Raw genomic sequence first — 18,498 nt, 5'->3', positions numbered from 1 at the left:
CAGCCCACCCGCGGGTAGCCAGGAGTCCTTATTTATCCTGATCTGAGACGGTCAGAAAGAGTGATTTTTGTTCAATCTAATCTGTCGCTATAAAGATGCAGGCGGGATATGACCGGGAACAGCGGTTTAGCCTGTGGCTTAAATCGGTGCGTAACGCTACTGACATCATAATTGAGTAGTTCACCTATTTTAGGCACGCTGGCACTATCCGGGCAGAGCACCAGCAGCGGAGAGGGGCAGGCAAGCTGAGTTTGTTTTTGCTGCTGCTTATTCCATACTCTGGCAATTGGCTGGACCTTAACGGGGCGTTTAATCTTCAGCACCGCTGAAGTCGGCAGGGAATTAATTGTTGCCATTTCCTGCTCAATTTTTTCAGCCCACTGCTCCCTGCTCCACGGCGCCTGGCTTCTGCCAGACGTGAGGCTCTTTTTTAGCTTCGCCAGAATCTCATCGCGGCTTACCTTTTTTATAATATGTTTATTCGCCCAACCAAACCGAACGGAGTCGGGTGCGTGGAGCAGGGTGATAGTGCGGTAAGCATTTAGCGTAATTAGCCCCCGTAAATGCGTATGGACAAATTCGAAACGTTCTTCGCTGGCTACGCCGGATTCGACGGTAATAATTTGCTCAAGTCGCTGCTTAAGTTTATTAACGGCTGACACGTTTTCAGTGATTAATGATGTTATTCCCTCAGAGGCCTCCAGACATATTACGCCCGGCAACCGGACGGCTGCTTTTGTGCTGGTGGTTTCAGACTGATGCTGCATAAACAGCCGGCAATAATGCGCCAGGGTGCGAGTAAGTGCAGGCTGAGCCAGGTGCTGCTGCACGGCGATCTCGCTCAGCGGCTCGTGCTCTTCACCCTTTTTGATCAGGGGAAGCTCAAACACGCGGCCAGCCAGCAGGCGCTGCGTGGACAGCAGGGCTGCAAGTTTTGAGAGCGCCGCCTCCAGCTCCCCGGCACAGCGGTGAAGATTATCTACGGCATCATAATACTGACTCATCTGAACTACCTTCGTTACAACATGCAAATAACCCGTCAGGAATGGGAATATTATCAACAGGGCTGGCGTAAGGAAAGATGGAAAATAATACAGGGAGGAATCGGGTAGCGCAGGCGGGGCAGAGGGAAAAACTCACCGCGCCAGCCGGGCCAGCGCGGTGGAAGAAGATTAAATCAGGAAATCTTCCAGTTTTTTACCCTGGTCAAGCGCCTGCTTAATAATTGCTGGCGTACGGCCCTGACCGGTCCATGATTTAGTTTCGCCGTTCTCATCCTTGTACTGGTATTTAGCTGGGCGAGGTGCACGCTTGGAACGAGATTTACCAGAAGTATTTTCAGCTGACGTCAGTTCACTTAAATCGATACCGTCGTCTAACAGCATCTGGCGATATTTTGCCAGCTTCTCTTCTTTTTCTTTGATTTCAGAAGCAATAGCGGCTTCTGCATCGCGACGTTCGTTAACAACCGCTTCAAGCTTTTCCAGCATCTCTTCCAGTTCAGATAATGAAACTTCACGAGCCTGTGCACGAAGGGTTCGAATGTTATTTAGTACTTTCAGGGTTTCGCTCATAAAGGGATCCGTAGTGTTAGAGTGGTTTAAATTTAATCAGTGTACGTTTCGAAAACCAGTGTACAGATAAATTTAGCAGTTAAAAACACCTAAATATAAAAATAGCCGTTTTATTTTCTTTATTTGGCATTTTTTTGCCCCTTTACTGCCGACCCCAATGCGTAATTACTCAGCAGGGATTAAGAACATTCCTGGTATTGTGCGGCCAGGGAGGAGGGTAATACAGCTAAGCGGACGGAGGCGCTTATCATTATACCTGACCAGGCTGAATTATAGATTAACTCTGACGCGCAATAAATGCGGGTAATGCAGTCGCACTTTGTTACCGGTCCGACTGCGTCCCGTTTCACGCAGAGAGAGTGATCCGTTCTTCTCTGCCATCGGGTTAAGGCGTTCATATGCCCGAGACATTGCTGCACTGCCGGGCAGCATCACTCCATTATTGGTCACGGCTAATAAAACGTGCCTCAGCGGATGAATAAGGCCTCTTAATGCTGAATGTTAATAACCCTCGCCGTAAAAATAAGTCATTACTTTTAACTGTCACCATTAGTTACAACATACTTTTTGAAGAAGGAGACAATCTGTCGCTGTAATAAAGTGCCCACTTAAGCTCGCCTGTGGCGGTAAAGACCTTTCAGGCATTACATAAAAAAAGGGCCAGACCTGAAGTCTGACCCTGGTGATTGATTACTGACAGTTATGCCTCGGGGAAGGGCATCGTATTACCGGGTGCTTCACGGTGAATATGCAGGAAGGTCAGATGACGCTCGTACTGATCGAGAATGTCATTAATCACCTGCTCTTTGGTGTAGTCCATCAGATCGTTACCCTGCGTTCCTTCCAGCAGGAAGGTCTCAAGCCGGAAATAGTCTGACTTACCGCTGCGGGCGCGGTAGGTAAAGGCCGGTACTGAATAACGTTGCGGCCAGATCTGGTACAGGAAGCTCTGCTCCTCACCGAGATTGACCAGCATCTCAAGATGGTTCAGACGCTCGTCTTCCAGAGGCGGTAACTCACTCACCTGTACCTGGGCACCGCGGCGCTCCAGCTCAACCGCCACCTCTTCCATAGCTGGCCGACAGACGGTATCCAGCATCTTTTTGGTATGCGTACTGCCCGGATAGTTCATCACGCGTGAAATACGCTGCTTCCAGTTAAGGCGATCTTCGCGTGACACCGGTACCGGGGGCGTACTGACCGCGCTGCTGGCCCGACGATGATCCTCAACCTTCAGAGACTTATACAACCCGGCCATCACAAAGAAGATCACAAAGCTAAAGGGCAGACCCATAATCACCGTGGTCTTCTGCAGGGCGCTCACGCCATTGACCATCAGCATGCTCAGCGTCAGCAGCCCAATTGCGACTGACCAGAAGATACGTATCCAGTTGGGGGCATCATTATTGATATCGCTCAGCTGCGACGTAAAGTTCCCCAGTACCAGCGAACCTGAATCCGCCGAGGTAACATAGAACAGCAGGCCGGTGATGGTGGCGACCGATGCACTAAAGGTAAAGGCCGGATACTGAGCCAGCAGGCTGTAAAAACCGCGTTCAGGATGCGCCAGCGTTTCCTGGGCCAGGGCCAGGTTACCGTGAATTATTTCATTCAGCGCGCTGTTACCAAAGACTGACAGCCACAGCAGAGTGAAGATAAACGGGATGGTAAGCGTACCTACCACAAACTGACGAATGGTTCTTCCGCGTGAAATACGGGCGAGGAAAAGACCGACAAACGGCGACCAGGCAACCCACCAGGCCCAGAAGAACAGCGTCCAGTTGTTCATCCATTCGGTTGGACGGTCGAAGGCGAAGCTATTCAGCGTCATGCTCATAAAGCGGCTAATGTAGTCGCCCACGTTCAGCACCAGTGCATTCAGCAGGAAGCTGGTATCACCCATGAACAGCACAAACAGAATCAGCCCCAGCGCCAGCAGTACGTTTATCTCAGACAGGATACGTATACCCTTGTTCACGCCGGAGGTTACCGAGATGGTCGCCATAATCACCGATAGCGCAATCAGTCCGGCCTGTGCCGTTAAGCCTTCAGGGATGTCAAACAGCACTTTCAGTCCATAGTTAAGCTGGACCACGCCAATACCCAGCGTCGTGGCGATACCAAATATGGTGCCCACCACGGCGGCAATATCAACTGAGTGACCGATCGGCCCGTTAATGCGTTTACCAAAGATAGGGTAAAGCGCAGATCGAATGGTCAGCGGCAGCCCATAACGGTAGCTAAAGTAGCCCAGCGCAATACCCATCAGAGCGTACATCGCCCAGCCGGTCAGGCCGTAGTGAAACAGCGTCCAGACCATCGCCTGTCGCGCCGCTTCCATAGTCTGCCCCTGACCTTCCGGCGGCATCATATATTGCGTGACGGGTTCGGCGACGGAGAAAAACATCAGGTCAATGCCGATGCCTGCGGCGAACAGCATGGCGGCCCAGCTCATCAGGCTAAATTCTGGCTTTGACTGTTCCGGACCCAGTTTGATGGAACCGAATCGCGAGGCGGCAATCACCACCACAAATACGATATATACCGTAGCGGCCAGCAGGTAATACCAGCCAAAAGTGGCAGAAACCCATGCCAGAGTTTTATTAATCCAGCGGTCGGCAAAATCGGTAAAAAGAATGGTGGTCACTGAAAAAAGCAGGATCAGGACTGCGGAAGTATAAAAAACCACCGGATTAATGCGGTCCTGCTGTGGTTTTTTAGGTAATTCTGTCGTCGGCATATCGTCTCCGAAAATTGCACAAGGAGGATCCCGATCTTCTCAAAGCGTCCCTTAGCGCATACTGGGAAAAAGGCCGTATATCCGCTAATTACACTGGGGAAGGTATCAGGTGTAATTTTCTTGATGATAATGAGTGAGTTAATTCATATTTCTGCTGTCCCCCGGCACGCAAAGTCACGTAAATAATCCACTATCATAGTTTTTATTGATTGAGCATTCAATTAAAAATAATTTCACTAAGATTTGTCGCTAAATACCAACATGAGCGGTGGGGTTTTATTTGCGAACACAACAGTATAGAAGACAAATAGAAGGCCAGTGAAATTTAAAGGGAGAAGGGTAATTATTATCCGGGCGAAGGGGCTATTTTATTCGTGTGCGACGGGCATCGGCAAAATAATGCCGCCAAGACGTTTCCGTATGGCGGCGGGCAGGAATAGGACGGTAATTTATAACTGGCGGTGCCATACGGGCTGCTGAGGCCAGAGATCAAAATGATGCGAAAAAATCAGGCGCCCGCCAGTACCGACTTCTCCGAGAGCTGTACCCCCAGCGGCGTAAGGCTGGTGCTACCGGTGGAGACAACCCCCGCATCCTGCTGAACGAGGGGGGGACTTTCCGCTAACTGAGCCGCTACGCCGCTAAAGGAGGCGAAGCCCAGCACGAAGGCTACTGCTGTCATAATCTTTTTCATCATCAAGCCTCAAAATTTTGCGTTATTGACGCAGGCTACCGCACAACGATTACTGATAAATAACGGCTGTGGCGTGCATACGGTTGTTGCCGGTAGTTGAGGTGATGCGAAATGCCGATGCACCCGCGGCGTCTGCTTTATCCGACAGCCGTGACTCCAGCGTAGAAAGGTTACTGCCCGAGGCGGATACAACGCCAATGGCCTGCTGCGCGCCAGGCTGTGAGTCCACGATGTTAGCGGCAAAGCTGCCGAAAGAAATCGATGCCAGTAGCAGGGCGGCCAGGGTCAGTGTGCGATTTTTCATGGTCTGTTCTCATGTACGTTAAAAGGTGAAGGATGTTGAACGTCATTAGTTAACGATCAATAACTAAATGCTAAGCCGGGTGGACGCTTTCGTCAATGCTATTTTATTATCGCTCGTTAATAAATTGGGTAAGCGTTTGATTGATCAATTGTTAAAGTCATATTATTTTTATTAATCGCGTGCAGATTACAGCCAGAGAGAGATCCAGTCTGCTTCAGAACGCAGCACTCGACAGCGAAGGAGAATGTTTTTATAATGATCGGTAATTTATTTTGTGCTGTCGCAAATGCTGAGAGAGGGGCTATGACTGAACGGGAAACCAGCGCACCTAAAAGTCGGGGAAGACCGAAAACCTTCGATCGCCAGGCAGCACTGGATAAAGCGCTGGATCTGTTCTGGCGTCACGGGTATGAAGCCACCTCTTTGTCTGACCTGGTGGAAGCAACAGGCGCAAAGGCGCCTACGCTCTATGCGGAATTCACCAATAAAGAGGGATTGTTCCGCGCGGTGGTCGACCGCTATATTGAAATCTACGGCGTACAGCGTCAGGACGCGCTGTCCTGCAAGGAAAGCAGCGTCGCACAGGGAATAGAGCGCTACTTCCGCTCCACGGCCGCCTGCTTTACCGACGGTAAAAATCCGGCGGGCTGTTTTTTTATTTGCACCTCGACGGCGCTTTCCGCTGACTCCACGGCCGTAGCGGATATGCTGCGATCGCGGCATAAAAATCTGGAAAACCAGCTGAAAGCCTTTCTGCTCGCCCGCCAGGCCAGCGGTGAACTGGACGCGCAGACGGACATTGTTGCACTGACCAGCTTTTTGGCTTGCATACTCCAGGGCATGTCGGTTCAGGCGCGGGAAGGGGCAACACGTCACCAGCTGGATAGTATTATTGCTACGCTTATGCTGCAATGGCCTGTACTGAGCCGAACAGGCTGCGAAAAAGCCATTGTCGAAAACTAAATAAGGAGTTCTGATGACAACTGAATACGCAATCATCGCCGGAGGTTGCTTCTGGTGCACCGAGGCCGTTTTTAAACAGATCAACGGCGTTGTCTCAGTCGAAAGCGGCTATATCGGCGGGCACGTGGCGAATCCGACCTATCAAAGGGTGTGCAACGGTGATACCGGTCATGCCGAGGCGATCCGCCTTGGCTTTGACCCGGAAAAAATCAGCTATGGTGATTTGCTGGATATCAGCTTTGCCACGCACGATCCAACCCAGCTTAATCGTCAGGGTAACGATATCGGCACGCAGTATCGTTCGGCTATTTTCCCATTGAATGAAGCCCAGGCTGTCGACGCGAAAGCCGCGATTGCGAGGGCGCAGCTGGACCACAGTGACCCGATTGTCACCACAATTGAAGCGGCGACGGAGTGGTATCCGGCTGAGGATTATCACCAAAACTACTGGGCAGGCGAAGGTCAGGAGAATCGCTACTGCATGGCGGTTATCCCACCTAAACTACAGAAGCTGAAAAAGCGCTTCGCTGACCGCACCCTGTCATGATCAGCATCAGGGCAGCAGGCAACTCCCTGCTGCCCGCTTTTACCTCTAAATAGCCTTGCTTCTTAAGCGCATTCCCACGGCAAGCGCCACGGCCAGTAGCAGAATGATAAACGCTGCAATGCCATTCCAGCCGAAGTGATGCCAGAAAACCCCTCCCAGCGTACCTGCCAGACTCGAACCCAGATAGTAGCTAAAAAGATAAAGCGAAGATGCCTGGCCTTTAGCCCGCCTTGCCCGGGGGCCAATCCAGCCGCTGGCCACCGAATGGGCAGCAAAAAAGCCTGCGGCAAATATCATCATACCAAGGCAAATCAGCCATAGGTTGCTGAACAGGGTGATCGCCGCACCTGATAACATCATTGAGGTTGAAAAAAGCAGTACGCTGCCGCGACCGTATTTGGCCGTCATCGCGCCCGCCCTGGGCGAGCTCCAGGTGCCGGTCAGATAGACCACCGACAGCAGACCGACAATGGCCTGACTGAGAGAATAGGGCGGTGCCAGCAGACGGTAGCCAATATAGTTAAACAGCGTGACAAACGCCCCCATCAGCAGGAACCCCTCAGCGAAAAGCAGCGGTAAGCCGCTGTCGCGCCAGTGCAGGCGAAAGTTAATAAACAAACTGCGCGGCCTGAGGGAGATGGGACGAAAATGGCGCGAAGGCGGTAAAATTTTCCAGAACATCAGCGCCGATCCGAGCGCGAAACAGCCAATTACCGTCAGTGCGACCCGCCATGAGCTGAAATCGGTGATCACCCCACTCAGCAGGCGCCCACTCATTCCGCCAATCGAGTTACCGCTTATGTACAGACCCATTGAAAACGCGACGACGCTGGGGTGGATCTCTTCACTCAGGTAGGTCATTCCCACTGCGGCGACACCGCTTAGCGCCAGGCCGGTCAGCGCCCGCATAATCAGAATGCCGTGCCAGCTGCTCATAGTAGCCGAAATCAGGGTGAAGATCGCCGCCAGCATCAGGGCGGTGACCATCACGGACTTACGACCAATGGCATCAGAGAGAGGGCCGGTAACCAGCAATCCAAGTGCCAGCATGCCGGTGGAAATGGAGAGCGAAATACTGCTGGCGGCGGGAGAAATGGCAAACTCCTGCGAAAGCACCGGCAGTATCGGCTGTACGCAGTAGAGCAGAGCGAACGTGGCCAGGCCGGCGGTAAAAAGCGCCAGCGTAACGCGCATAAACTGTGGTGTGCCGCGTTTGATATAAAGATTAACGCCGCGGCTCGCAGCCGGTGCAGCCTCCACACCCGCATTTATTTTTTCGCCGTGAAGGAGGTAAGCGGTTTTGCCAGCCGCCTCGGGGGCCACGGATGCGTCGTTATCGGACCGGGTATTAACCGCAGCAGGGCAATCGCTGTTGCCCGGATCGGCGGTGTGAGATAAGTGATTCACTGCTATTCCCTGATTTTTGTATGAAGGTTCACGGCTTTCACTTTATTGAGCTATTAATATGATGTCTAATATATTAATAATCTTGAAAGATACTTAAAAAATATGAATATTGAGCTGCGTCATCTGCGCTATTTTATTGCCGTCGCTGAAGAGCTGCATTTTGGTCGTGCCGCGCAGCGGCTAAATATCTCTCAACCGCCCCTGAGCCAGCAGATCCAGATTCTGGAACAGCAAATGGGCGCACGTCTGTTTGCGCGCACTAACCGCAGCGTCCAGCTGACGGCGGCGGGCGCTCAGTTTCTGACAGATGCCCGCCAGATTATGGAGAGTGTTGCTCAGGCGGCTGATAAAGCCCAGCGGCTGCACAGTGGGCATGAAGGGGTACTGCGGATTGGTTTTACCTCTTCAGCGCCTTTTGTTACCGCAGTGTCCGAGGCGCTATTCGCCTTTCGTCAGCGCTTCCCGCAGGTGCATATTCAGATGCAGGAGATCAATACACGTCAGCAGCTCGAACCGCTGCTGAAAGGACGTCTTGACCTGGGCGTGATGCGTAACACGCCGCTGCCAGACAGGCTGCAGCATCAGCTTATGCTGCGCGAACCCCTGTGTGCGGTAGTGCATCGCGCCCACCGCCTGGCGAACCAACCGCGTATTTCTATAACCCAGCTGGCAAAGGAACCCTTTGTTTTCTTCGACCCTCAGGTCGGCACCGCGTTGTATTCCGAAATTCTGCAGCTGCTGGCGCAGTATGGCATCGTGCCTGACATTGCCCAGGAAGTAGGAGAAGCCATGACTATTCTCGGCCTGGTGGCGACCGGTTTGGGTGTGTCGCTTCTCCCTGCCTCTTTTCGACGCGTACAGCTGGAGGATATCTGTTGGATCCCCCTGAGTGAACAGGATGCCTGGACCGAAATGTGGCTGGTATGGTCGGCAAAATGCGAGCTGAGCGCGCCGATTAAGCAGATGAAAGCGCTGCTTTTGCAGCATAAAAACTGATATTTGGGCTGCCAGTCACGCCCTTTATGTGCAGCCAGTCACAATTCCAGCCAAATATTTGACGACAACATTTAAGTGTTTCACCATGGCCTCAGGTTTATTTTGAGGCGCGAAAATAAGTGTGAGCGGGAGCATGATATTGGAGGGTCAGCCTGGTCATATTGATCGGATTAAACAGATTAACGCCGGGGCGGTGTACCGCCTTATTGACCTTTATGGCCCTATTTCACGTATTGACCTTTCCCGCGAGGCACGCCTTGCGCCTGCCAGTATCACGAAAATCGTACGCGAAATGCTCGAAGCCCATCTGGTACAGGAAACCGAGTTTGAAGAGGCAGGAAGTCGGGGGCGACCAGCCATTGGCCTGATCCTCGATACTGTTGCCTGGCATCATCTCGCCGTTCGGATTGGCAAGGGGGAGATGACGCTGGCCCTGCGCGATCTTAGCAGCAGGCTGGTGGTCGAAGAGCAGCGCCCACTGCCCGCCGAGGCCGATGAACCGCTGCTTAGTCGAATTATTGCCGAAACAGATGCCTTTTTTATCCGCCATCAGCACCGGCTCGAAAGACTGACCGCCATCGCAATCACCCTGCCGGGAATTCTGGATGTGAAGCGGGGCATTGTGCATCGCATGCCTTTTTATTCGATCAACGACATGCCGCTGGGACCGGCCTTAGAGCAACGTACCGGCCTGCCGGTTTATATTCATCACGATATCTGCGCCTGGACGCTGGCGGAGGCGCTGTTTGGTGCGTCTCGCCATACAAATGACGTGATCCAGGTGGTTATCGATCATAACGTCGGGGCGGGGGTGATCACCGGTGGGCAGATGCTGCACGGCGGCAGCGGCACGCTGATAGAGATAGGGCATACGCAGGTCGACCCCTATGGACAACTGTGCTATTGCGGCAACCATGGCTGTCTGGAAACGGTGGCCAGCACCACGGCTATGCTGGAACTGGCGGCCCAGCGTATGCGCACCACTCCGCACTCCGTGTTGCATCAGCGGCCGCTGACCCTCGATTCCCTCTGCGATGCGGCACTGACGGGCGATGCGCTTGCCCGGGACGTGATTATTGATGTAGGTCACAGCGTCGGGCGCATTGTGGCCATCATGGTTAATCTGTTCCATCCGCAAAAAATCCTGATTGGCTCACCGCTTAATCGCGCCATGGATATTCTCCATCCGGCAATCGCAGACTGCATCCGACGACAGTCTTTGCCCGATTACAGCCACAGCATTAGCGTGGAACCCACGCATTTTCATAATACGGGTACGATGCCCGGCGCAGCGCTGGTCAAGGATGCTCTCTATAACGGTACGCTTCTGGTAAAGCTGTTGCAGGGCTAATGTTTCGCTTCCTGCAGAAGACGGCATCCAGCCTGTCGATAATGCGTAATGACAAAATATTGCGCTAGCGCAAGCCTTTCTGATTGTCCCTGCCTTACTATGCCCGCACGAAATGTTAATAATTATTTGTCATTTGGTCGATGAGGCCCAGCGGAGCTGAACATGTTGAAGCGTTTGTTTGTTACAGGTACGGATACAGAAGTCGGTAAAACAGTGGTCAGCCGTGCTCTCCTGCAAAAACTGGCAGAAGGAGATAAACGTGCCGTTGGATACAAGCCCGTGGCGAAGGGAAGCCAGCAAACGGCAGAGGGCATACGTAATAAGGATGCGCTGATCCTCCAGGCCTCCTCATCCGTGCAGCTGCCGTATGCGTACATTAACCCTATTACGCTGCTGGATGACGAAATCAGTACCAGCCGCGACGCATCAATTGATTATCCCGGGCTGAGTCAGGGGCTGTCGCTGCTGGCCGGGCAGGTGGATCACGTTGTGGTAGAGGGCACCGGCGGCTGGCTAAGCCTGATGAACGATCTGCGACCGCTTTCTGCCTGGGCGGTAACGGAGAAGCTGCCGGTCATTATGGTGGTGGGGATCAAGCTGGGCTGCATCAGTCACGCACTGCTGACGGCGCAGGCGATCGCTAACGACGGACTGCCGCTGCTGGGTTGGGTGGCAAACCGCATTAACCCGGGCCTGGCGCATTATGCGGAGATTATTGCGGTGCTGGAGGAGAAAATCCCAGCGCCGCTACTTGGGGAGCTTCCTTATCTCCCCCGTGCGGAGGGAAGAGATTTGGCGAAATATATTGATTTAAGCCTGCTGCGGTGACACGGCTATGATGTTTGCAGGAAGGTCAAAACCGGCTCCGGTGACGGGGCTATGTTGCGGATCAGAACGCCGGAGCGCCGTAAATCCTTCCCTGGAGGCTTCACTGCCGCATCCCTGCGGCAGAGACCCGGCTAATCTGCTCCGCAACACCGCCTTCTGGCTGTGGCGTGGCCTGTTAATATTCTGGCGCAGACCGGGGTCAGAATCTGATTCAGTGGCATGCCTTTGATATGGGCCTGAAGGTCAAAACCACTCCCGACAGGGGTGATGTTATCTGTCGACAGCTATTATGTAGTCCGGGACTGGACGTGAAAGGTTTTTAGCAGCGACAACGTAGCCTGAGGACAGGTGGGGACCGCTGGGGTAGGTGATTCTTCCCTGGGCCAGCATCCCTGCTGGCACCACAGAACGTACGCCGGGGCAGCACCCGGCGCGGTTACGCCTGGTTCAACGCGCGGCGTGTGCGACCGGAACTGAGATAGTCGGCGATGTAGTCCTGGGAAATCTCACCGCTATAGCGTCCCTCTTCATCAACGATCGGCATCCATACCAGGTTATGCTCATAAAGCTTGGAAAGCACCACGCGCAGATTCTCCTCGGCGCGGCCGGTAACGGTGAATTTATTCAGCTTTTCAATGCACTCGCCGGTAGCACCGCGTGCTTCTCGACGCTTAACAAAGCCCAGCGGCTTGCCGTCATCATCAACAACGGTAATTGAACGCAGATCGTTATCATCCATCATGCCAAAGGCCTCTGCCAGCGGCGTGGTTTTCTTCGCCGTGATCGTTGGCTGCTGATCGGTAACGTCTCCCGCCTGCACCAGCAGCAGCCGTTTGAGAGTGCGGTCCTGACCGACAAAGGAGCCGACAAATTCATTCGCTGGCTTTGCCAGCAGCTCGTCGGGGCTGGCGCACTGCACAATTTTGCCCTGACCAAACACCGCAATGCGATCGCCCAGCTTTAGCGCTTCATCGATATCATGGCTGACCAGCATCACGGTCTTGCGAAGCTGACGCTGCATATCCAAAAACTCGTTCTGAATAGACTCACGGTTAATCGGGTCGACGGCACCGAAAGGCTCATCCATCAGCAACACCGGTGGATCGGCCGCCAGCGCACGGATCACCCCGATACGCTGCTGCTGCCCGCCTGATAGTTCACGCGGGTAACGCTGCAGGAAGGTTTTCGGATCCAGTGCGACCATACTCATTAGCTCGCAGGCGCGTTCACGGCAGCGCTTCTTATCCCAGCCCAGCATACGCGGCACTACGGTAATATTGTCTTCGATGGTCATATTAGGGAACAGACCAATCTGCTGAATAACGTAGCCAATATTGCGGCGCAGCGTGACGGTATCCAGACCGCTGGTATCCTCTCCGTTAATTAAAATTTTTCCGCTGGTGGAGGAAATCAGGCGGTTAATCATCTTCAGCGTAGTGCTTTTGCCACAGCCGGATGGGCCGAGCAGAACGCACATCTCACCTTCCGGCACGTTGAGGCTGACATTATCCACCGCGTTAAAGGTGGTGCCTTTCTGGGTAAAGGTTTTGGTCAAATTTTCCAGTTTTATCATTATCGTATCCCTCTGGGAGTCAGGGCCAGCTGCAGACGGTGCAGCAGCCAGTCGAGAATAATGGCCAGCAGGCAGATCATCAGCGCACCGGTAATCAGCATACGGAGATCGCTGCCGCTGATGCCGTTAAGCAGCAGCAGGCCCAGCCCACCCGCGCCGATCACCGCAGCAATCGCCATAACGCCAACGTTCATCACTACCGCAGTGCGGATGCCGCCGAAAATCACCGGCAGGGCCATTGGGATTTCCACCCAACGCAGACGCTGCCAGAAGGTCATGCCGATGCCGATGCCCGCCTCGCGCAGGCCGCCGGGCAGGTTTTCCAGCGCGGTATGGGTATTGCGAACAATCGGCAGCAGCGAATAGAGAAAAACTGCCGTGATGGCAGGTACGACGCCGATGCCCTGACCAATCATGGAGAACAGCGGGATCATCAGGCCAAACAGGGCAATCGAGGGAATGGTCAGCACCAGGGTAGCAATGCCCAGCACCGGCGTGGCCAGCCATTTGTAGCGCACAATCAGTACGCCCAGCGGCACGCCAATGATGATAGCCAACCCTACCGCCAGCACCACCAGCCACAAATGCTGTAGCGTTAGTCCGGCAATATATGACCAGTTATCAATAATATAATGAATCGTGTCCATTCGGGCTCCTTAGATCAGGCCTTTAGATTTCAGGAAATCATTAGCCACCTGTTGGGGAGACTGGTGATCGATATCTACACGCTTATTCATTTCAGTGATCGTCTCGTCGGTAATTTGCGCCGACAGGGTATTCAGCGCGTCGGCCAGACCCGGATGAGCGGCCAGCGCCTGTCGCGTAACGACCGGGGTAATGGCATAGCCTGGGAAGAAGCCCCTGTCATCCTTGAGGATCTTAAGATCGAATGCCTTTACGCGCCCGTCGGTGGTATACACCAGGCCTACATTGACAAAGCCGTCGCGGATAGCGTTATAAATCAGGCCCGGGTCCATCTGGCGGATTTGTGGGCGATCCAGCGGCATCGAATAGGCTTTTTGCAAGGGTTTCAGACCGTCTGAGCGGCCGGCAAACTCAAGATCCAGCCCCAGCAGCCAGTTGTTATCGGGGTCGTGCTGACGGACATCTTCAATTTTTGCTGCCAGCTGTGACATGGTATCAATATGATCGCGATCGGCACGCTTGCGATCCATGGCGAAGGCGTAAGTATCATTCATCGGAGAAGGATTAAGCCAGATCAGATCCAGTTTCGCATCCAGCCGCCTGACCGTTTCCCACGCCTCATGCGCCGACATCGGTTGAGTAATGTGATTGAAGATAATCAGCGAGGTGCCGGTATATTCCCACATCATATCAATCTGTTTATTGATCATCGCATTACGACTGATTGCAGTCGCGATATTGGTTTTAGGTTCGACCTGAAACCCTTTTTTACGCAGGTAGAGAGTGGTGAGTGCGGAAAGAATATGCATCTCGGTAAAGCTCTTGGTCGCCATGACAATAGGCTTTGCAGCCCAGCAGGAGACGGAGGCGGTCAATGCCAGCGTTGCGCTCATTGCCAGCGCGGTGTTGCGGACCCAGCGGGTCAAACAGGCCTTAGCCATTTGGTTTTCCTTTTATTCTTAAACCGCGGCGTGCGGACTCAGCAGGCGGCCTAACCCGGCCAGAAGCATATCGAGGATCAGCGCAAACAGTGCCGTTGCGGCCGCGCCGAGGATAAGCGACGGGAAGTCATTAAGGTAAATGCCGGGGAAAATCAGCTCGCCGTAGCTGCTGGCACCGATTAAAAACGCCAGCGGGGCTGTGCCGACGTTGATTGCCGTCGCCACGCGGATGCCCGAAAGCATGACCGGTAGCGCGTTTGGCAGCTCAACCTGGTAGAGCCGCTGCCATTTAGTCATGCCGATGCCCTTTGCCGCTTCGGTCAGCGCCGGAGGAACGGAGGTCAGGCCGGAATAAGTGTTGCGTACTATAGGCAGCAGGGAGGCGAGAAACAGCGCCACTACCGCTGGCCGATCGCCAATCCCCACCACAATCATTGCCAGCGCCAGAACGGCCAGAGGCGGCAGGGTATTGCCCACGTTAAAAATCTGCATCACATATTCTGCCCAGCCACGGGCAAAAGGGCGGCTGAGTAAGATGCCGCTGGGAATGCCGATCAGCAATGCTAACAGCATCGACCAGAAAACCAGCAGCATATGCTGTTGGCCAAGATAAATCAGGTCGACCCGTCTTGAACGAATTGTATCCAGACCCAGCCCGTAAACCAGCAGGCCAACAATTACGGCAATAAAGAGCACGGCAAGTAAGGCACGCCGGGCCAGCGTTGCGTTTTGCATAAATTCCACTCTCCCTGATTATAATTAGTGGGTTACCGCGGTGGTAAAACCGCCACCGAGCGCCCATAGCGCGTTAAACCTATAGCAGCATGTGCACAAATGGCAAATTTTATGCATAAAATCAGAAGGTTGGTTTTTAAGCATATTCAGCGTTATTCCTTACAGGCTAGTGTGTTAGCGTCAATAAAAAATTTTCATCGACTAAAGGTTACAGTGTCACATGGTGCCTTAAGCACAATTAACACCATGCGCGACCCAATTCAGGCCAGACTAAAAGAAAATAAGGAAGGGTCTATGACAGAATTTGCGAAACATCCGGTGCCACACCGCCACTGGATCCTGATCGCCGCGATGCTTGCAATGTTTATGGCGGCTATTGAAGTTACCATTGTGGCAACAGCCATGCCGACCATCGTGTCGGAGCTGGGAGGATTCTCGCAGTTCAGCTGGGTATTCTCGATTTACCTCCTCACTCAGGCCGTCAGCGTCCCTCTTTATGGCAGGCTGGCTGACCTGTGGGGGCGGAAGCGCGTATTTTTTATCGGCACCGGCCTGTTTCTCTGCGGCTCGATACTCTGTGGCTTCGCGCCACAGATGGGCTGGCTGATACTTTTTCGTGCCGTTCAGGGGCTGGGTGCGGGCGCCATTATGCCGCTAACCGCAACAATTATTGCTGATGTGTATGAACCTGAAGAGCGTGCCTCCATACAGGGCTGGCTCTCCAGCGTTTGGGGCGTAGCCGCGATTGTCGGCCCGCTGACCGGCGCGTGGATTGTTCAGCACGTTAACTGGGCGCTGATTTTCTGGGTAAATGTACCGATAGGCGTCGTTTCAATGCTGATGCTGGCACGCTGGTTTCCCGAATCGCACAGCGAAGGGGGTCAAAAGCTTAATCTGGTCGGCAGCGCCTGGCTGATGCTCACGGTGACGGCGCTGCTTGCCGGGCTTTTACAGGCAGAAAACCTGGGCTACTGGGTCAGCGTGCTCTTTATTGTCGCCTTAATGGCCGCCTGGGCGCTGGTGCGTCACGAGCGACGCTCGGCGGAACCGCTTTTTCCGCTGGCGGTCTGGCAGAATCCGACCATCATGGCGGGTAATGCGGGAAACCTGATCATTGGTGCGGCGATGATGGGCATCAGCGCCTTCCTTCCTACCTGGATTCAGGGTGTTAACGGAGGAACTGCGCTTCAGGCGGGCAGTGCGCTGGCAATGATGTCAATTGGCTGGCCGCTCTCCAGTACGCTGAGTGGATGGCTGATGCTCCGCACCTCCTACCGCTTTACCGCACAACTGGGATCGCTCCTGCTGATTGGGGGAACGGCTCTTCTGCTGACGCTGAACAGCAGCAGCTCGATTATCTGCGCGGGATCGGCGGCGTTTGTGATTGGAACAGGGATGGGAATGTGCAGCACGACCTTCCTGATTGCGGTGCAGAATAGCGCTGAATTTCATATTCGCGGTATCTGCACCGCATCAATAATGTTCAGCCGCATGCTGGGGTCGGCGCTGGGTACTGCGGTGATGGGAGCCGTACTGAATTACAACCTGATGGTAAGACTGCCTGCACACAGCGATCCGGTACAACAGATTATGTCTTACTCACAGCGTAAGGGGCTGAGTCAGGGGAGTCTGAATCAGATGATCGCGGAAATTTCAGCTTCACTGCACTGGGTTTTTGCCGTATCGGTGCTGATTGCTTTTTTCAGTCTGCTGGTCGCCCGAAAAATACCGGGGCGGAAACCTCAAGAGGCGCGGTAATAAAAGGGCCGCTCAGGGCGGCCCAGTTATCTTATGAGGAAGGTGCGTCCTGCGACGTCCCGGTGCTGGCAGGTTCAGCGGTATCGCTCTCGGTGCCATTACGCTTATAGACAATTTTTTGGCTGTCGTTTTCGCAGTGGCCTACCACCTGACCACCCGCCTGGTCCGCCTGATCGTTAGGCACGATCTCCAGGCTGAATCCGGAAGCAGGAACACCGTTACTGATAATCTTTTGATTAATATCTGCTTTTACCGTTTCACATGATGCCTGGGCTGCCAGTGGGGCAGCAACCACCAGAGCGGTTAATATCCACCTAAAACCTTTCATCTTCTCATCCTTATGTTATGAAACAGTAATGACTATAGCAGCTGTTGCCGTTCAGGGCGTAACCGGACGACCTGTACGGCGGTCAAGGCAGCGCAGCGTACTGTTTTCCCAGTAGGCATTTACGTTAAGGCTTTCATTACAGGCGTCGCGGGTATCAAAGGCGCGGTCAGTTTTATCGAACTCTTTTTCGACGCGCGTATCAACTTTATTACGCAACCGACGCGTGTTGTCCCACTGCTCCTTCTCCTGGCGTGCCTGCTCATTGCTAAGTGCGTTATTGCCATCCTGAATGATCAGGCGGTTAGTGTCTGCCTGCGCGGCGTGCTGAACGCTGAACAGACTACCTGATAGCACCAGGGGCAGAGCCAATTTGCCCAGTTGTATATGCCAGCGTATGATTTTCGTTTTCATCTCAGATTCCTTTTAGTAAAACACGTAGCCGGAAGAGGGGCGGTGAGTAACGCTTTACAGAGTATATCATCCGCATACAAGCGCTCACCAGCGGGTACGCCTGTCATTTAGTGTTCAGAGAGATTCAGCATGCTGTTTAAGACTACGATTTTGTTTTTCATTACTGCGCTGGCAGAGATTACCGGCTGTTTTCTGCCGTGGCTGTGGCTGCGTAAAGGCGGTTCTGCCTGGCTGCTACTGCCTGCCGCGCTGAGTCTTGCGCTGTTCGTCTGGCTGCTAACGCTGCACCCCGCCGCCAGCGGGCGGGTTTATGCCGCCTACGGCGGCGTTTACGTCGTGACAGCACTGCTGTGGCTCCGTTTTGTCGACGGTGTGAAATTAAGTCTCTATGACTGGCTGGGCGCGACCGTGGCGTTTTGCGGCATGATGATTATCGTCGCGGGATGGGGAAGGGCTTAGTGTTGCGGTGACGGGGTGGAAAGCCCTGCGGGGACCCTTGTCACGCGGACACGCCGCAGGCACGTCCGTGTGGGCTCGGCTCGCGCATCCCTGCGCTCGACGGTCCGCTCAGCCAACGGTCCCCGCCTGGCCTCGGGCTACGTAGTCGCTGCTAAAAACCTCTTCATGTCCGGCCCCGGCTTACAACACTTTCGACAGATAATGCTGTCATGATCGGATCAGGTTCTGTCTCTTATACACATCT

Annotated in this window: 19 protein-coding genes; 7 read left to right on the top strand and 12 right to left on the bottom strand. The window is 53.7% G+C overall.

Going from position 1 to position 18,498, the window contains the following annotated elements:
• Nucleotides 1–71: 71 nt before the first annotated feature.
• The 5 genes from tus to bhsA form a co-directional block, all read right to left on the bottom strand.
• The gene (tus, locus tag ACLRGG_RS17395; RefSeq protein ID WP_416250949.1) at nt 72–1,004 is read right to left on the bottom strand and encodes a DNA replication terminus site-binding protein; all 933 of its coding nucleotides are present in this window, start codon (nt 1,002–1,004) and stop codon (nt 72–74) included.
• A gap of 168 nt (nt 1,005–1,172) precedes the next feature.
• Nucleotides 1,173–1,574, bottom strand: coding sequence for an H-NS family histone-like protein (locus ACLRGG_RS17390; RefSeq protein ID WP_067710373.1), 402 nt, complete (start codon nt 1,572–1,574; stop codon nt 1,173–1,175).
• 700 nt (nt 1,575–2,274) lie between these two features.
• Complete coding sequence (locus ACLRGG_RS17385; RefSeq protein WP_416250948.1) at nt 2,275–4,314, bottom strand: choline transporter; 2,040 nt, start codon at nt 4,312–4,314, stop codon at nt 2,275–2,277.
• Nucleotides 4,315–4,822: 508 nt separating this feature from the next.
• Nucleotides 4,823–4,996, bottom strand: coding sequence for a hypothetical protein (locus ACLRGG_RS17380; protein ID WP_416250947.1), 174 nt, complete (start codon nt 4,994–4,996; stop codon nt 4,823–4,825).
• Between the two features lie 61 nt (nt 4,997–5,057).
• Complete coding sequence (bhsA, locus tag ACLRGG_RS17375) at nt 5,058–5,312, bottom strand: multiple stress resistance protein BhsA (protein WP_416250946.1); 255 nt, start codon at nt 5,310–5,312, stop codon at nt 5,058–5,060.
• 303 nt (nt 5,313–5,615) lie between these two features.
• On the opposite strand from bhsA, the gene ACLRGG_RS17370 reads away from it, so the two are divergent.
• The gene (locus ACLRGG_RS17370; RefSeq protein WP_416250945.1) at nt 5,616–6,275 is read left to right on the top strand and encodes a TetR/AcrR family transcriptional regulator; all 660 of its coding nucleotides are present in this window, start codon (nt 5,616–5,618) and stop codon (nt 6,273–6,275) included.
• Between the two features lie 13 nt (nt 6,276–6,288).
• Nucleotides 6,289–6,822: a peptide-methionine (S)-S-oxide reductase MsrA gene (gene msrA, locus ACLRGG_RS17365; protein ID WP_416250944.1), complete on the top strand. Its 534-nt coding sequence runs from the start codon at nt 6,289–6,291 to the stop codon at nt 6,820–6,822.
• A gap of 45 nt (nt 6,823–6,867) precedes the next feature.
• On the opposite strand, the gene ACLRGG_RS17360 is transcribed toward msrA, so the two are convergent.
• Nucleotides 6,868–8,094, bottom strand: a complete 1,227-nt coding sequence (locus ACLRGG_RS17360) for an MFS transporter (RefSeq protein ID WP_416251066.1) — start codon at nt 8,092–8,094, stop codon at nt 6,868–6,870.
• 237 nt (nt 8,095–8,331) lie between these two features.
• Between ACLRGG_RS17360 and ACLRGG_RS17355 the strand changes: the two genes are divergently transcribed.
• The 3 genes from ACLRGG_RS17355 (at nt 8,332) to bioD (ending at nt 11,404) form a co-directional block, all read left to right on the top strand.
• The gene (locus ACLRGG_RS17355) at nt 8,332–9,225 is read left to right on the top strand and encodes a LysR family transcriptional regulator (RefSeq protein WP_416250943.1); all 894 of its coding nucleotides are present in this window, start codon (nt 8,332–8,334) and stop codon (nt 9,223–9,225) included.
• Between the two features lie 133 nt (nt 9,226–9,358).
• Entirely contained in the window at nt 9,359–10,576 is a 1,218-nt protein-coding gene (gene mlc, locus ACLRGG_RS17350; RefSeq protein WP_416250942.1) for a sugar metabolism global transcriptional regulator Mlc, read from the top strand.
• Nucleotides 10,577–10,738: 162 nt separating this feature from the next.
• Nucleotides 10,739–11,404 carry a dethiobiotin synthase gene (gene bioD, locus ACLRGG_RS17345; RefSeq protein ID WP_416250941.1) on the top strand — a complete coding sequence of 222 codons (666 nt, stop codon included), beginning with the start codon at nt 10,739–10,741 and terminating at the stop codon, nt 11,402–11,404.
• A gap of 436 nt (nt 11,405–11,840) precedes the next feature.
• Here bioD and osmV read toward each other — a convergent pair whose 3' ends face one another.
• The 4 genes from osmV to ACLRGG_RS17325 all read right to left on the bottom strand — a co-directional run bounded on the left by osmV (nt 11,841) and on the right by ACLRGG_RS17325 (nt 15,298).
• Entirely contained in the window at nt 11,841–12,977 is a 1,137-nt protein-coding gene (osmV, locus tag ACLRGG_RS17340; RefSeq protein WP_416250940.1) for an osmoprotectant ABC transporter ATP-binding protein OsmV, read from the bottom strand.
• Nucleotides 12,977–13,624 (bottom strand): osmoprotectant ABC transporter permease OsmW, encoded by a 648-nt coding sequence (gene osmW / locus ACLRGG_RS17335; protein WP_067702166.1) that lies wholly within the window; start codon nt 13,622–13,624, stop codon nt 12,977–12,979. The genes osmV and osmW overlap by 1 nt, the downstream gene beginning before the upstream one ends.
• A 9-nt stretch (nt 13,625–13,633) precedes the next feature.
• Complete coding sequence (locus tag ACLRGG_RS17330; RefSeq protein WP_416251065.1) at nt 13,634–14,515, bottom strand: glycine betaine ABC transporter substrate-binding protein; 882 nt, start codon at nt 14,513–14,515, stop codon at nt 13,634–13,636.
• Between the two features lie 66 nt (nt 14,516–14,581).
• Nucleotides 14,582–15,298: an ABC transporter permease gene (locus ACLRGG_RS17325; RefSeq protein WP_416250939.1), complete on the bottom strand. Its 717-nt coding sequence runs from the start codon at nt 15,296–15,298 to the stop codon at nt 14,582–14,584.
• A gap of 294 nt (nt 15,299–15,592) precedes the next feature.
• Here ACLRGG_RS17325 and ACLRGG_RS17320 point away from each other — a divergent pair, with 294 nt between their 5' ends.
• Complete coding sequence (locus ACLRGG_RS17320) at nt 15,593–17,056, top strand: MDR family MFS transporter (protein WP_416250938.1); 1,464 nt, start codon at nt 15,593–15,595, stop codon at nt 17,054–17,056.
• 31 nt (nt 17,057–17,087) lie between these two features.
• On the opposite strand, the gene ACLRGG_RS17315 is transcribed toward ACLRGG_RS17320, so the two are convergent.
• A complete protein-coding gene (locus tag ACLRGG_RS17315) occupies nt 17,088–17,384 on the bottom strand; it encodes a DUF1161 domain-containing protein (RefSeq protein ID WP_416250937.1) in 297 nt (98 codons plus the stop codon).
• Between the two features lie 51 nt (nt 17,385–17,435).
• On the bottom strand, nt 17,436–17,795 hold the full coding sequence (locus ACLRGG_RS17310) for a DUF1283 family protein (RefSeq protein WP_416250936.1): 360 nt from the start codon (nt 17,793–17,795) through the stop codon (nt 17,436–17,438).
• Between the two features lie 132 nt (nt 17,796–17,927).
• Between ACLRGG_RS17310 and ACLRGG_RS17305 the strand changes: the two genes are divergently transcribed.
• Entirely contained in the window at nt 17,928–18,254 is a 327-nt protein-coding gene (locus ACLRGG_RS17305; RefSeq protein WP_416251064.1) for a YnfA family protein, read from the top strand.
• The last annotated feature ends 244 nt before the right edge of the window (nt 18,255–18,498 follow it).

Source organism: Erwinia sp. PPS120 (assembly GCF_047918655.1).
Classification (GTDB): domain Bacteria; phylum Pseudomonadota; class Gammaproteobacteria; order Enterobacterales; family Enterobacteriaceae; genus Erwinia; species Erwinia tasmaniensis_A.
Note: the sequence above shows the minus strand (reverse complement) of the source record. Positions and strands in the feature narration are given on the sequence as shown.